Origin of the sequence: Porphyromonas sp. COT-108 OH1349 (assembly GCF_000768755.1) — a bacterium.
Taxonomy (GTDB): domain Bacteria; phylum Bacteroidota; class Bacteroidia; order Bacteroidales; family Porphyromonadaceae; genus Porphyromonas_A; species Porphyromonas_A canoris.
The window spans coordinates 96118-111373 of the sequence record NZ_JRAH01000020.1; the positions used below are offsets into that span (position 1 = coordinate 96118).

Consider the following 15256-nt stretch of genomic DNA (forward strand, 5'->3'; position numbering starts at 1 on the left):
TGTGGATAATAATAACTTACTGATACATCCCACTTATATGCTCATACTGCTGACGACTGATCAGACCGCTATGATATGCTTTCTTCAGAGTCTCGCCTGTCGCAGACCTAATCTTATCCCATAATCCTTGTATTTCCGACTCTCGTCCCTTCTCGTACTCCGAAACAAGTTCTTTGGATAGCGACTCAAAATTTACAGGGTCGCCGGTTAAGGCAGACAATCCTGAGTGGTCCATAGCTCTATATCTCCTATACCTTGGGAGGCATCTATGCCTCAAGTCTTCAAGATCTCTTCCGAACTCTGCCGTAGAAATCTCTCTGTCTTCAAGCTTCTTCTTTAGAGCCTCCTTCTCATTCAAGAAGCTCTCTTTTGTTTTTCTTGCCAATTCCTGATCCACATCCTTGCCCTTGAACAATGCCTCTACAGCTTTCTTTTCTGCCATATATTCATTACGCTCAAGACCATGCTTTGCGATGAGGTAGTTACAAAGATCATTATATCCGCTTTTGCTCTTATCGGAAACATCGGCAACGCTTTTCATGAGAGGTTTGAAATAGTTAAGCATGTAATCCTCCATATCAAAAGTATTAACGCTGCTCAACCTGTTAAGACCGAGATAGGCGTTTTCGTGAGCCTCGATTGGCTTGCCATGCTCTTTCTCAAGAGCCTCCTGAAACTTCAACAGACCCCTTGAATGATCCACATATCCCTCCATCATCTTATATCCGAAACCTTTTACTTTCTCTTCGTAATACTCTCTCGCCACTCCGGTTACAGGTTTCTCTTCGTCTCGGTAATTATTTTCCGGTATTCTACCTTTTTCTCTGAAAGCACCTATGCCGAGTTTGTTTTTCATAGAGACATTATCTGCCTCCGCAAGCAAGCTCTTATCGGTCATCTTCTTATAACTCCTCCACAGGATATACCTGAGATCGTCGTCCGTCAAAGAGAATCCAAGTTTAACACTCGCCTTGTCCAGAAGTTGCATGAACAGGCTTTTCACTTTCCTCCAAAAAGAATGCTCCTCATTATCGGAGAAACCTCTTTCTGCGAGTTCTGCCATATACTCTTCTGTTGCCACGCGGAAGTCCCATCCTTTTTCCTTTGCTTTCTCGTTGATGCGCTCTCTTGATTTGACAGAGACTTGACTATAAACTCTGTCAAGGAAAGCATCAAAATCATCACCGAACAACTCTCTCAAGCCTTTATGGGCAACCATCTCGTGAAAAACAGTAGCCCTTGCATCTGCCTCACTTGTGGCATTTTCAAGCAACAGAACAACTTCTCCGGAAGACAGATCATACCATCCTTTTGATCGTTGCATGCGAATCTCCGTCCCTTTGTTGAGGCTCTTGATCTCTCTTACATCTTTGACAATTCGTATATTTCCTCCAAGCTTTTCGGCAAGATCTTTTACCGCTTGTTCGATTCGCTCAGTGCCGTTACCGATGCCCTTATTCGCACCATCTGCATCTCTAAGCCTAACATCCTTATCTCCTGTGCTTGGGTTTTCAAATTCTTTTATTACCTTTGTGGCAGAGATAAGCTCTTGGTTATTATGTTTAGCATCCGCAATTGGAGCGGAAGCGCTGGCAATATAATCAAGAGCTTTCTTCTTATCAGTCCTTTCATAGACGCCATTCTTTTGCCTTTTCCAGACATCAAGCAGTTTGCCAACCTTTGCCACGACACCATCATATATCCTTGCGACCTCTTCACCCTCGAAGAATACGCAATAGCTGTCATCACCGGCTCCGGGGATCATAGCAGGATACTCATACTCATTTGAAGATTTGCAGCACACATACCCTTTCTTCAGGGTAAAATCTTCAGGCGAGAACTCATATTCCCACCCTTCTTCCAAATATCCGCCATTCTCTTTATATATAGCTTCCAGCTTGTCGTACGCCTCCGGGTTCGCATATATGTGTCTAAGTCCTGGTTCGTAGGCAAAGTGTACAGAGGCGAAGTCTTCAGGTATATCATCAGATAATTGACCTCTTGCAAAGATCTCTTCTTCAGATTCTCTTAGCGGTGTATCGCTTTCTCTGAATAGTATGCTTGGATTTTCAGAATAGAATGTGCCGACATTCTCTGAGGCAGACTTGATTTGGTTAGGTTCAAAAGCAACAACCATAGAGGACTTCCCATCATAAATGATCACACCATCATTGTTTTCAGACTCTTCTATAATTAAAGATTGGTAACTATCCCAAAAACCTATTACATCATAATCTTTGAATATGTTTTTGCCAAGTCCGTTTTTCCTGCACCAATTATCATCGATTATTAGTGGAGTCTTCAGCTCCACATAGGCATCAACAACTTCTCCCTTTTTAGAAGAATCAAACTCTGATGTCGCATAATCTTCCGCGATTTTCTTGCTACTGATAAAGAAGAACCCTTTATCATCAAAGCTATAACGACTGCCTATAAAATCTTTGCTGAACTCTGTCAGACTTTTCGATAATGTTCCATGATACACCACCATTGGCTCTCCATTTTCGTCGACAACCTTTGAGGTGTTGGTTTGCAAAAGAGAAACAAGTTTTGTATCTTTGACCTTAGAAAGATCAGTGATAGTAGACTTCGTGTCGGGCGTTGTGCCAAAATCGCTGTTGTAGGCTCCTTGTCTTGCTATCAGGTCAAGGAGCTTTCCTTTTTCAATACTTGACAACTTGTGATCATAGTAAGTTTCACCGCTCTTGGTGTTAACTACAACCGCACGGACGGTGTAATCAACGCCGCCGATCTGTATCCCTACAACATAATAGTCGAATGATTGAGCATTGACCTTTCTATCCGTGTTGTCTGCGCTGTCAATATAGATGGCATTCTCAATGATACCTGGAATTGCCGCTATGCTCTGGAGGTGTTCGGTGTCCTTGTAATCATGCTGCAAGACCTCATTGAGACCACCTCGCTTGCGACCTCGCTGTAAGCTTATCTTCTTGCCTGTGTCCCGGTTGACATAGACGCCCTGCAAGCTTTTGCCGTACTCAAACGCGTTCTTCTTGTATTGCTTGAGATCTTTGCTCGCCTCTATTTCCGTGCCTGATATTGACACAGGACTGCTCTTGCGCAACTTCTCAACCCTCGCAACCTTTTCCCAATCTCCGAACCAATCTTTGAAAGATTTGGTACGAACTTGAACCCACTGCTTTTCATTGAGATTTGTAGGATTGCCATTGGGGGCAAGCATGAATACCCCTTCATCCTTTGCTTTGGATATTATACTCCGCTCCTCGTCAGAATAAACGTTCGTCGGACCCTCTCTAAACAGGATGTTACTATCCCGGTTTTTCTTTTCAAGCCAATCTGTAAACTTCAAAGCGGCATCTACCGTTCTAAAGCCCAATGAGCCTGTATCTCCTCGTTCTATTGCCTTGTCGGGGGCTTTGGTTCCACTATTATACTCATCTGAAAGGTCTGCCCATTTCTGCCATCCCTCATTTGTCTTTTCATCTATTTCGTCAGAATAGTCATAGACGGCAATCTGAATGGCCGGGTCTGTTATATTGTCTGAGACCGCCGTTAATACAGCCAATTTTGACGGCATCCCATCAACCAATAAAGGAGCGTACAATTCTTCAGAATCGTATGCTGCCTCGTCTATCTTCGTCCGTCCGCTCGTGTCCGTCTGTTTTCTGAACTCTTCCAACTCGTTTAGATAGTCCGGATTTTTCTCCTCCCTGTTCATAGAAGAGTACTCCGCAAACGGCTTGGTCTTTCTTTTGGATGACTTTATCCACTTCTTAAAATTCTCTTTAGAAACTTCTGTTATATTGCCAAGACCTTTCCATCCGGGTGAATAGTTAGATAGGTATGCGGACTTGGCTTCCTCTATGTTGGAGAAACCATACATCACCTTGTGTTCGTCAAAAGAGCCATCTTCTCTGATTTGGTCTACAACAAAGACAGATCCTTCTCCCGGCGAGTCGGACAAGAATATGTCTATATGGTCTCCATCTTTGCCCTTGGTTCCAAGTATATATCCATAGTCATTTTGCATGGTTACGCTCCATGCCGCTCCATCTTTGTCTTTTCCGCTTCTCTCACTATTCTTAGGGTTCTCTATTGTAATAGAAAATCCATCCACCTTGACATGTCCCTTCTTATAGTTGCCGGCTTCTTTCTGCGCCTCGGAGGGATTGGTATCTATGCTCTCCCTCATCTCTTCTATAGAAGAAGAAACAGGAACTTCATCCTCTAATTCATTATCGCCTTGCTGTTTGTCTTCCGAGGCATCTATATTTTCTGCAACACTAACAGAGGTCTCATCCTTTTGAACATCTTTAGGATTCAGAAGCTCCTCTGCTTGTTTTAGCATTCGGAGTCTCTCCTTCAAGGCTTTCTTTTCTCTCTCTATCTCAATCCTCCTTTTCCCTTTCGATTGTTCAGGAGAAGAAATATGACCTATCTGCGCTTGAATCCTATCCACCTCATCATTGATAATCTCGGACTGCAGAGATACGTCGTCCGGAAATTCAGACACAAGAGCATCTGCATACATCTGCGCATCACTAATGGAGTCATAATCTATATTCCCATTCTCATCAACAGGAGTCTTTCCATTATTTGTATCTTCAAAGACATTATCGGTTGGTGCTGTAGTCTGATCTGGAATAGAAACAGCATTAGCTCCCCCTTGCTCAGCATTGGCAGACTCTATTATATCAGTCGTTCCGATGTCTTTTGATGGGTACTGAATGACCGACTCTTGCCCATCTTTCTCTACTCTTACAAGTATATTGCCATCCGCATCTTCTCCACGAACGACTTCCCCCTCAATTCCATCACCGAGCCGTACAACATCCCCCGGCTCGTATTGCATCCGGGATTCATTGCCCTCGTCTTTTGCTCTTCCGAATAGGTCGTTTCTCTTCTTCAGATCAACAAGCGCCTGCACATCCTCTCGTTTGGCAACCTCTTGATTGTGTCCATCAGAAACAACAACAGATCCATCCGGATTGCTTTGAAGAATTTGCACAGAACTTGTACTGCCATCCGGTCCATCTATCTCATACACATCTCCGGGATTGAAAGGTAGATCTCCATCTATCTCTCCCGCGAGCCTTTGCATCTCCGTCTCTCTTATTGTCGTCTCAAGCTCGGAGAGCATATCATTAATTGAGGTACGTTGTACGTCAAAGAGCTGATCAATCGAAATCATCTCCAATGCACCTGTTGATGAATCCTTGATGACAACACTTCCGCTGCTGTTCTCTTTATCTATATCTCCGCTTTCGTCAGAGGAAAGAGAGATATCACCACCAACGATATAGTACTCAGTCTCATCTCTTCCGTGTATTTTTGCGGAATATACGTTACCATCTTTATTGGCATTAGACTGAATCGTCTCTCTGTCTTGAGCAATCTTCAGGTCTACACTCTCTATGACTTTATCAATCATACCTTCGTATGCGGATCGAGCATTGATATAGTCGGATACTGCCTGTATGGTCTTCTCGTCTGCTCCCGATTCACTCAATGATTGCAATTGCTCTGCAGGCGTATTGCCATATTTCAACAGCTCCTCATCCGGATCTCCTCCCCAAATAGACTCTACTCCTTCTCTGCTCTTATCATAGAGCATCTTTGCTTGATTTTTCTGAGTAGGATCTTCTATGCTATACCCCTCTTCTCTGCTCTTCTCTGCAATATTATTTACCTGATCGGAAAATCCTTTGCTGAATTGCTCAAAAGGGATAGAGGTATATTCTGCAATATCGCTCTGTAATAGAGAAGACTGGTTGCCATCAAAATCTTGAACAATCAAATTATTATTCTTGTCAAGTCCTAAGACTTCCGATATATTCCCATCTTTAGACTCTACTACATAGACCGCTCCCTGTGCTTGCCGTCTCTTTTTGTTGACATAATTGGATGCGATCCTATTAGGTCCACCAATAACCCCGCCCATGAAAAGACCTGCTTTTGCTCCCTCGAATCCATTGCGTAGTGCCTCGCTAAGCGTAGGATAATCTTCCGGGTTTTGATATATCACAGGAACAAATGCTCCAAGGTATTCAGCAGCGAATTCACTCGCACCCTCAACACTTGAATCTTTAGCGAGTTGCAGTAATGTTTTCTTCCCAAAAGCATCCGCTCCAAGCTCTCTGCTTGCTTTTTCTGCAAGCTTAGACATCTCTTGCCGTGCTGTGGGATTATCCGCAACAACCTTCCCTACAGCATTCCCTATGCTGTTTTTGACTCCGGGCTTCTTTAACCATCCAAAGAAATAATCAAGAGGGATCTTCTCCGTTGCATACTCAATGGCTCCGGATGTGATACCGGACTTCCAAATATCTCCATCGCTTATTTTCTTTCCTTCCTGCTCGCTATATTGTCTGGCCTCCGCCATTGCTTGTCCTGTCGCAGATGCAGTCATCCCGCTCATCCCTATCTGCGCAAGAGGTCTTGCGAGAGGTCTCGTGGCAGGATGTAATGAACTTGCAACAGCTGCTATATTTGGCACCATCTGAGGAAGGAGATTGCCAAACCAAGCAGCGCCCTCTACCGGTCTCTGCTCTGAAAGTTCTTTGCCCGCCTCTGATATAATCTCATCCCCCCATGTTTTGTCTTTAGACCACTTGGATAGCAGTTCGACAGCTTTCTTCTTATCTCCTCCGGACTCTTCTATTGCCTTTCTTAGAGCTTTAATGGCTCCCTTATTATCCTCCTTGTTATATTGGTATCTCTGTGGCTCCGGGTTGCTGATGCGCCACAAAGCCTCAGATATAAAGCCTCTATCTTTTTTAGACATATCCCCCCACTCCCTGCGCGCTTTGCTGTACAGATAGTCTCTATACTTTAATTTGGCACCCAAAGATTTCTCGTAGCTATCTATGTCTATTCCAAGAGCATCAAAATCATTCAAAACCTTGATAGCCTCAGAGGCATCACGGCTCGATCCTGTAAATAGATTCGCAGTTTCTCCCGCAAGAGCTTTCCCACCTTGTATAAGCGCCTTACCTCCCTGCATAAAACCTTCATCAAATCGTCTTATGGGAGTGCTGTTTCTCTGAGAAGGGGACCCGTCTTTTGAATTATCTTGTATGGTTGTTTTACTTCCTCGCCTTGGCAGAAATTCCTCCTCCCCATACTCGTTAGATACTCTCATATTGAGATTGGGACGGACAACAATTCTATCAGAGAATGTGTCGAAGTCTTTCAGACTACCGTCTATGCTTTTAAGGTAGTCGAAGACTTTCCTTCGGCTACCCTCATCTTGCATTCTCTTCTTGAACTCATCTTCAGATCCTATGCCATCGAAATTCTTCGACAGTGTTTGATATATTCTTTTCAGTTCTTTATCTTGCGCTTTCACCATCTCCATGTTGCTTTAGGTTTTGTTTTCCCGGCGAGTTTGTACACAAACTCTCTCGCCCTCTCATTTCCATTGTTTGCTTCATTTATAATGTGTACAAGCTTTTCGTCGTCTGTAAGTTTTCTTCGAGATACGGTGGTCGTCTTGCCCTGATATGGATTCTCTCGTGTAGACCTGACCTCTCTTTCATCGCTGAGACCTAAGTCTGCAAAACCTTTCCCGATTGTCGCAGAATTGATCCTACCTGCCTCAATATCAACAATCTCTCCGTCTATCGGGATAGATATCGTCTTACCCTTTTTGTGTTTCTCCGCACTTGCCAGGCTATTAGCGGCAGAAGCCCTGCTGCTTGACGCTGCCGCCCTGTTTCTGTCTATTTGACTCTGCGACAGATCTTTCTGATAAGCAGCCTCCACTTCCTTTCTGCCAGCATCCGATTTGGCTGCGTTTATCTTGTAATAATCAAGGGCAGCCCTGTTTATTTGGTTTTCTCTGTCCCTTTTCATTCTCTCGTCTTGCTCTTGTGCATCTCGTTTTTCTCTTTGTGTAGCAAGATTGTAGCGTCTATCCTGATCTGCTCTCTGATCGTCGAAGTGGCGAGCTCTCAAAGAATAGTTGATATAGGCATCTCTATTTCTATCCCTTTCAGCTTTCAATTTATCATATCTCTGTTGTAGAGCTCCGGAGAGGCTATTACGAGGATCGTATGTACTATATGCTCCTTTAGATGCAAAGAATAGATTAGATAGAGCAGATATGCCATCGCCTATTGAAGCAAGCAGCATATTCCTGCCCTCTCTTTTTGCAATCTCTTCTTCCTTCTTTTCGTGGTTTTGATTTAATATATCTATAGCATCCTGGTAGGACATCTTTGTGTTTGGAGCTTTCACAACAACATCAGATTCCACCTTTGGCAGAATAGCCGGAGCAGTAGATATGGGTTGAAGTGTCGGGGCTGAGATCGCAGTTCCTTGCTTGGGTTCAGTGCCGGAATCCTGCCGGACCGATGTTCTTCTTTTGCTTATTGCGTCTATCGTTCTCATTGCTTTCCTCCTTTCGACAAGAGCGGATTGGCAGCAAAAGAAGCACCGGCGCTCATGACACCTCTCACAGCATTAGCAACACCTTGCGCTCTCTGGAGTTTCATCTGAGCGACCTGAGCATTGAACGCCTCATCTCTATTTAAGAAGGCTCTTTCAAGCGCATCTTTTCTATAATCGTTTTGCGCCACAATGTCAGAAACGACATCTGTCATAGCCTTGTTGGCGGTCTCCTTCTCAAGCGCTATTGCTTCATTCGTTGCGCCCGTTACAGCCTGAGCCCCTGCCGACCTGTTAGATCTGTTGCGGATAGCGTCAGAAGCCATGTTGATCATTCTGAGAGCAGATGCTCTCTGAGTTGCATCCTCATTGTACCTTCTATCGAACAGATCTTTATTCGCTTGCTTTCTGCTTTCAAGATCTTGTTGCGCTTTTCTCATCTCATTTGCCTGAAGGACGCCACCGAGGACACTTCCAAGAACGGACATTCCGGCTCCAATTGCGATTGGTAACATATACTTATATGAATTTAATATCTGTAATCTAAGAGCGAAAGTACGATACGATATTTGTAGAAGTATTGCAGATATTAAACTCGTAAGTATTTAATCGAGAGATGGATAATAGCAAAGAGACGAAACAAAAAGGCGTCAGAAGAGGAGGGAGACAAAAAGGATCTGAAAATGTTATCACAAGAGAGGTTCGTCTTATGATAAAGGACTTTGTTGATAATAACATGGAAACATTTATACAGAGAATGAACGCTCTTGATGAAGTAAATTATTGCAGAACGTTTGTCGCAATTCTTCCATACTGCGCACCCAGGTTGCAAAGTGTGCAGTTTGAAGATCAAACTATCAAGGTTAAAACAATAGAAGACAAACTCGTTGAACTATCGAAAGCAGACAACAACGAATAACGAATAACGAATAATGAAAGAGATAAGCATAACAATAAAAAAGACGTCTGTCTATGAAGAGGTCTCGAAGACGACGTCTTATATAGCGAAGAACGACGAAAGCACATACGAAAAAGTATTTACATCTGATGCAGACAGGCTGATGCTTGAGACATTTTGGGTCAGCACTTGCGATGAGATCACTCAGGTGGTTAAAGAGTACATAAAAGAAGTTAGCACTCAAAAGGTAACATCGAAAGTGGATCTTTCAAGCAACTACACACTCACGCTCTCTATGCCGTCGAACTTCGACACAAACCTAAGAAGCAGCATAGAGACATCTATATATTCTTACTTTATCAACTCTATATCAAGCAGATGGCTCACAATGACAAAAGGAGAGAATGTTGCTTCTTCTTACGTACAACAAGCACTTGGGCAACTCAAAGAAATTAAGGCTCTCATATATTACAGAGCAAAGCCAAAACGAGTATCAATATAAAACAGAAATAAGATGGCACGAAAAAATCTAACGATTACACTACACATCTCAGAGATGATCTATGACATACAGAACAAAACATTTTTGACAGGTAGATCGAAGAGAGACGATGGGAATCATGACAAAGCTGCATATATGCAGGCCAACAATGACGAAGAAGAACTAAATCAAATACTTAGAAGTATCGGAGATCACTATAACAAACTGAGATCAATACTATCTGAATACATTGAAGATAGCAGCTCAACTGCTTCAAACAACCTGATTTCTTCAAGTAGCAATATCACTCTGGCTCTCTCTATGCCTGAAAATTATAACTCCGCCTCTGCCAACACAATCGCAACAGAGGCGCATCAGTACATAGTTAACAAATCAATAGCAGATTGGTTTGACATTACAAACAGAGAAGGTTCTGCAACGTATCTCGAGAAATCTCAAGAGAACGTACACAATCTCATAAGATCTATACATCAGAGAAAAAGACCCGTGAGGTCGTAATAATAATGAGCTATCATATATACATCCCTCGTGATTTAGAGATACAGGCAGGAAAGAAGAAGCTACAATACTGCTTCTGTCGTGAGGCTCTGTTATACGACATCTCTAATTATTGCTATGTTCAGGGGCAGGTAATTGGCGAAGAGATAGAAAACGCAAGACACATGACTATAGATGTTGCTCAAGATGGAAACATCGACAGAGTTACAAGGGTCTTGAATCTTGCTTTTGATGAAGTTGTCGAGCTACTTTACAGAATAACAAAAGATGAAGTGGACGACAAGAGCGAATATACTAATGAGTTCCATGTTCCGGAGTCTTATCATGTAACAATGAATGTCTACGATAAATTTTCCATCACAACAGCAAATCTACTGCAAACACTTATACATGAATTATCTTGTATGCAGAGCTGTAGAAGATTGGATAAGCATCACTTATGCACACCTCAAGCCGGAGTGGACGATAAAGGTAGAAGACCTCAAGAAGAAGATTAAAACCGCCCTGACAGGCGCAACAGGCAAGGCAAGAATACCGAAGAGACCTTTCTGAACAGACTTCCAGATCGGGCTATTATAGAACAGGGGCGAGAGCGTTGTACTTTCGTCCCTGTTTTATTGTTCTGATTTTATATAAAAAAATGACTCGCTGGCGGATCTTACGGTATGCCAAGCGAGTACTGTTTGATTTCTTTTAATTCCACTAAGGTACGATTGATAGCTCTCTTCTCTGTCAGAAGAGAGATAATAGAACGGTTTTAATTCCACTAAGGTACGATTGATAGGGAGGTTTTACCGCCAAGCCCCTCAAACGCCTCTTGTTTTAATTCCACTAAGGTACGATTGATAGCCTCCGCGATCTGGCAAACAATAAGTTGTTGTTGCCGTTTTAATTCCACTAAGGTACGATTGATAGTCAATCGCTTCAAGAGTTTTTGATAATCAGACTTCAAGTTTTAATTCCACTAAGGTACGATTGATAGGGACACGACCGAGCCAGCGGGTTAGCGCGTTGTCAGGTTTTAATTCCACTAAGGTACGATTGATAGATCGTATCAACATCATCAAAGAACGGAACAAGGTTTGTTTTAATTCCACTAAGGTACGATTGATAGAGCACCAACAATCTGGGAAAGGGATGGTGCCTGATTGTTTTAATTCCACTAAGGTACGATTGATAGCAAAAGAAGTAACAGATTTACCACCAAGGGTACCAAGGTTTTAATTCCACTAAGGTACGATTGATAGTCATGGAATCTCGCACCTTGGGCAAATGCACCCTACGTTTTAATTCCACTAAGGTACGATTGATAGTTTGTAGCAGGTGTATGATGTGCCATGAATCCATTGTTTTAATTCCACTAAGGTACGATTGATAGAATACATCTCAAAAGAAAGATTTTCAGAATAAGCAAAGTTTTAATTCCACTAAGGTACGATTGATAGGTCTTTATAAAAGTAGTTATACACCAGGTGATAGGCAGTTTTAATTCCACTAAGGTACGATTGATAGAACTTTACGCCCTTTTGCAGCATACGAGGGGCGAAGTTTTAATTCCACTAAGGTACGATTGATAGTAAGACCAGCATCTTTAATACGTTGCATCTGATTAGAGTTTTAATTCCACTAAGGTACGATTGATAGTTTGCTACGACTGCGTACGCGCTCGTAGAAATTCGGTTTTAATTCCACTAAGGTACGATTGATAGTCTCATCGCTAAGTGTCGTCTTCCCGATTATTCCCATCGTTTTAATTCCACTAAGGTACGATTGATAGAATCCAGCATCTCGCAAGCGGTTCATTTGTTGAAGGTTTTAATTCCACTAAGGTACGATTGATAGTTGTGGCGTTTGCTACGATTGTATTCGCTCTCGTGTTTTAATTCCACTAAGGTACGATTGATAGGATACCGCGATACATCTACACACACAAAAATGAGATGTTTTAATTCCACTAAGGTACGATTGATAGTCTTCGTCAGTGAAAATCTTCTTTATATAATAGCGGTTTTAATTCCACTAAGGTACGATTGATAGTATTTGCTGATTGTGTAGAAATAAAACTACCAACTGTTTTAATTCCACTAAGGTACGATTGATAGAGGGAGCGAGACTCGGTTTGCATTCCAAAAAATCTTGTTTTAATTCCACTAAGGTACGATTGATAGTTGTGTCTTTTTGCCAAAAGAAAAAAAGAAATCATTTGTTTTAATTCCACTAAGGTACGATTGATAGGGGAAATGTTGTAGAAGAAATAACACTAATATCAGGTTTTAATTCCACTAAGGTACGATTGATAGGCAAATCAGCTGCCAAAGAACGGACTCCGTTTCGGTGTTTTAATTCCACTAAGGTACGATTGATAGTCGGGTCGCCAATTAGCATTTTTCAATTGTAACAATTGTTTTAATTCCACTAAGGTACGATTGATAGTTTCAGACTTTTGCACAAGACAAAATTTTAATGCGAGTTTTAATTCCACTAAGGTACGATTGATAGAGGAACTGATGAGCGAAGTGTTCAGCGTCCTCATCCGTTTTAATTCCACTAAGGTACGATTGATAGTATAGCCTATATCCATCCCACGTGGATGAACAGGTGTTTTAATTCCACTAAGGTACGATTGATAGTTCAATTGTCCGGAGACAAGGAGCGGGCATTTAAGAGTTTTAATTCCACTAAGGTACGATTGATAGAGCTCACACTTATGCAAGGAGTGTTCCCCGGAGAATGTTTTAATTCCACTAAGGTACGATTGATAGCTTCGCTGTTTATAAAATAAAATGGGGATTTGCTTGTTTTAATTCCACTAAGGTACGATTGATAGAGATATGAAAGCCTGCGGCTCCTTGTCTATATTCAGTTTTAATTCCACTAAGGTACGATTGATAGCGAAGATAGTGAATGAACATTTGATAATGTTTAAGGCTGTTTTAATTCCACTAAGGTACGATTGATAGATACATTTCAAAAGACAAATTCTCTGAATAAGCAAAGTTTTAATTCCACTAAGGTACGATTGATAGATATGAGAGTGAGAAGAAGCATCTCACCCTCATATGTTTTAATTCCACTAAGGTACGATTGATAGCATAAATCCCGAACAAATTCACATCATACTCAAACTGTTTTAATTCCACTAAGGTACGATTGATAGTAATCAAGCAGGTAGAGACGCAAAGAAAAGATGTCCCGTTTTAATTCCACTAAGGTACGATTGATAGACTGGAGTGGGTGAATGAACAACAACTTGAGAATCCAGGTTTTAATTCCACTAAGGTACGATTGATAGAAGCATTAGCAAAAGTTGTAAAAACAGCCTGCAAAGTTTTAATTCCACTAAGGTACGATTGATAGGCATCAATATCAAAAGTAGAAGCTTGCGACGGAATGTTTTAATTCCACTAAGGTACGATTGATAGACTCATCCGCTTGAACGAATTTCGCACTAGACAACCGTTTTAATTCCACTAAGGTACGATTGATAGCCCGAGGTATTGTGGTCTATTAACTGTATAATCATTGTTTTAATTCCACTAAGGTACGATTGATAGTTATAATCCGCAAGAGTAGGAAATTTACGAGGGTCGTCGTTTTAATTCCACTAAGGTACGATTGATAGTAAACTCTTCGAGATACTTATTAAAAGTAGCATCCTTGTTTTAATTCCACTAAGGTACGATTGATAGGTACATAAGAAACAAATTTCTCATCCGACAGAGCGTGTTTTAATTCCACTAAGGTACGATTGATAGCAGGAAAGAGCGTGAAGTCTCATATCCAGGGGACAACGTTTTAATTCCACTAAGGTACGATTGATAGCATCAACGACTACGGCATGCAGAAGAAGCACGGAGAGGTTTTAATTCCACTAAGGTACGATTGATAGTCGCCAGAGCTGGTCTGAATCCACACTTAGTATAGTTTTAATTCCACTAAGGTACGATTGATAGAGTATAAAACAATCTCATTTGAAGCTTCATTGTAAGAGTTTTAATTCCACTAAGGTACGATTGATAGGTTGCCAAATCAGGCACCCGAATTGCGGTACATCTTGTTTTAATTCCACTAAGGTACGATTGATAGTCATATTCAAAAACATAGCAGGGTCCAAATTGAATGTTTTAATTCCACTAAGGTACGATTGATAGTTCCAAGCGGAAAAGAGGTTTTGACCTCATGCGAGGTTTTAATTCCACTAAGGTACGATTGATAGTAATATAAGTCCAAAAAGACTTCTTTTTTTCCTTGTTTTAATTCCACTAAGGTACGATTGATAGAGAAAAAGCCCCCCTGACGGGGGGGGCTTTATCACGTTTTAATTCCACTAAGGTACGATTGATAGCCGTAAAATTACATGAAAAAAGTGATGCAAACAAAGGGATAGAGAAGAGAAAGAGGGGATAAATTTTAGGGAAAAGTTGTCGTTCTATAATAATAGAAAAAGAGTGGAAGGTCGACAACAACTCTAATAATTTGATAATCAGATTTTATGGAACTATTTCTGAGAGAATTTGGGAAATAAATGCAGGTCAAATGTAGAGATAGACGACAAAGGGAGAATTTTATTCCAATTATCTGATTTATTTTCAGATACTTAATTAAAGAGAATCAAGAATTGGATATGTGGCTCGTATTTGAATATCCTTTTCTAAGACAATAAAATTAAATGCTTAAACAGAATCTTAATAAGTTTAGGAGTAGAAAGAGGGTATAAAAAGAGAGTCGCAGTGTCAGATAACATTGCGACTCTCTTTGTTTTGTGGAGAATGACGGATTCGAACCGTCGACCCCCTGCGTGCAAGGCAGGTGCTCTAGCCAGCTGAGCTAATCCCCCTTAAGAGTTAATTATCTCGTTGTTGTCCCTCCAATCCCGCCGGTTGAAGTCCTTTCGTAGTCCCAGGCAGATTTGAACTGCCGACCTCTACATTATCAGTGTAGCGCTCTAACCAACTGAGCTATAGGACTGGATAGCAGATCGTACTCCG

General features: G+C 41.6%; 7 protein-coding genes, 2 tRNA genes and 1 CRISPR repeat array. Of the genes, 4 read left to right on the plus strand and 5 right to left on the minus strand.

Going from position 1 to position 15256, the window contains the following annotated elements; all coding sequences use genetic code 11:
- Nucleotides 1-16: 16 nt before the first annotated feature.
- From JT26_RS05555 to JT26_RS05565, 3 genes are read right to left on the minus strand one after another with little or no spacing between them, the layout of a single operon-like run.
- On the minus strand, nt 17-7339 hold the full coding sequence (locus JT26_RS05555; protein WP_036847368.1) for an ankyrin repeat domain-containing protein: 7323 nt from the start codon (nt 7337-7339) through the stop codon (nt 17-19).
- A complete protein-coding gene (locus JT26_RS05560) occupies nt 7327-8373 on the minus strand; it encodes a hypothetical protein (RefSeq protein WP_036847371.1) in 1047 nt (348 codons plus the stop codon). Before JT26_RS05560 ends, JT26_RS05555 begins: the two co-directional genes overlap by 13 nt.
- Entirely contained in the window at nt 8370-8885 is a 516-nt protein-coding gene (locus JT26_RS05565; protein WP_052110381.1) for a hypothetical protein, read from the minus strand. Before JT26_RS05565 ends, JT26_RS05560 begins: the two co-directional genes overlap by 4 nt.
- Nucleotides 8886-8986: 101 nt before the next feature.
- Here JT26_RS05565 and JT26_RS05570 point away from each other — a divergent pair, with 101 nt between their 5' ends.
- The 4 genes from JT26_RS05570 to JT26_RS05585 are packed head-to-tail and all read left to right on the plus strand — an operon-like array spanning nt 8987 to nt 10765.
- The gene (locus JT26_RS05570) at nt 8987-9289 is read left to right on the plus strand and encodes a hypothetical protein (protein WP_036790464.1); all 303 of its coding nucleotides are present in this window, start codon (nt 8987-8989) and stop codon (nt 9287-9289) included.
- Nucleotides 9290-9302: 13 nt separating this feature from the next.
- Complete coding sequence (locus tag JT26_RS05575; protein ID WP_036847375.1) at nt 9303-9770, plus strand: hypothetical protein; 468 nt, start codon at nt 9303-9305, stop codon at nt 9768-9770.
- A gap of 12 nt (nt 9771-9782) precedes the next feature.
- On the plus strand, nt 9783-10268 hold the full coding sequence (locus tag JT26_RS05580; RefSeq protein ID WP_036847378.1) for a hypothetical protein: 486 nt from the start codon (nt 9783-9785) through the stop codon (nt 10266-10268).
- Nucleotides 10269-10273: 5 nt separating this feature from the next.
- Entirely contained in the window at nt 10274-10765 is a 492-nt protein-coding gene (locus tag JT26_RS05585) for a hypothetical protein (RefSeq protein WP_052110382.1), read from the plus strand.
- Nucleotides 10766-10958: 193 nt separating this feature from the next.
- A CRISPR array of direct repeats spans nt 10959-14613; the repeat unit is 30 nt; unit sequence GTTTTAATTCCACTAAGGTACGATTGATAG.
- Between the two features lie 418 nt (nt 14614-15031).
- On the opposite strand, the gene JT26_RS05590 is transcribed toward JT26_RS05585, so the two are convergent.
- Nucleotides 15032-15105: transfer RNA gene (locus JT26_RS05590), tRNA-Ala, on the minus strand.
- A gap of 57 nt (nt 15106-15162) precedes the next feature.
- A tRNA-Ile gene (locus JT26_RS05595) sits at nt 15163-15236 on the minus strand.
- Nucleotides 15237-15256 lie beyond the last annotated feature (20 nt).

Excerpts from the sequence above, each read along its gene's own strand:
- JT26_RS05555 (WP_036847368.1), bottom strand. The coding sequence starts at position 7,339 with ATGGAGATGGTGAAAGCGCAAGATAAAGAACTGAAAAGAATATATCAA.
- JT26_RS05560 (WP_036847371.1), bottom strand. The coding sequence starts at position 8,373 with ATGAGAACGATAGACGCAATAAGCAAAAGAAGAACATCGGTCCGGCAG.
- JT26_RS05565 (WP_052110381.1), bottom strand. The coding sequence starts at position 8,885 with ATGTTACCAATCGCAATTGGAGCCGGAATGTCCGTTCTTGGAAGTGTC.
- JT26_RS05570 (WP_036790464.1), top strand. The coding sequence starts at position 8,987 with ATGGATAATAGCAAAGAGACGAAACAAAAAGGCGTCAGAAGAGGAGGG.
- JT26_RS05575 (WP_036847375.1), top strand. The coding sequence starts at position 9,303 with ATGAAAGAGATAAGCATAACAATAAAAAAGACGTCTGTCTATGAAGAG.
- JT26_RS05580 (WP_036847378.1), top strand. The coding sequence starts at position 9,783 with ATGGCACGAAAAAATCTAACGATTACACTACACATCTCAGAGATGATC.
- JT26_RS05585 (WP_052110382.1), top strand. The coding sequence starts at position 10,274 with ATGAGCTATCATATATACATCCCTCGTGATTTAGAGATACAGGCAGGA.